Source organism: Embleya sp. NPDC056575 (assembly GCF_042793325.1).
Classification (GTDB): Bacteria; Actinomycetota; Actinomycetes; order Streptomycetales; family Streptomycetaceae; genus Embleya.
Genome location: NZ_JBHTVA010000190.1, coordinates 924 through 1,211 on the forward strand (window position 1 = coordinate 924; position 288 = coordinate 1,211).

Below are 288 nucleotides of genomic sequence, written 5' to 3' on the forward strand. Positions count from 1 at the left end.
AGGTACAGGTCCGGGCACGCCGCTCGCGCAGCACGACGGCGAGATCTTCCAGGTACGTGCCCACGCCGTCCCGCCCGCCGGACTGCTCGGCATCGCCACGGCGGCCACCTGTTTCGGGGGTTCTGCCCGGCAGGTTCAGGGGTAGAGGCCGGCCCGGAAGGCGAACGAGACGAGTTGCGCTCGATCACGTGCGCCGACCTTCGTCATGGCCCGCACCGCATGCGTCTTCACGGTGAACGGCGACACGGACATCTGGGCCGCGATCTCGTCGTTGCCGAGACCGCTCGC

At 69.8% G+C, this 288-nt stretch carries 1 protein-coding gene; it reads right to left on the reverse strand.

Annotated elements, in window-relative coordinates; genetic code table 11:
• Positions 1-135 precede the first annotated feature (135 nt).
• On the reverse strand, positions 136-288 hold a 153-nt coding region (locus ACFRCG_RS48650), incomplete at its 5' end, for a response regulator transcription factor (protein ID WP_380043099.1).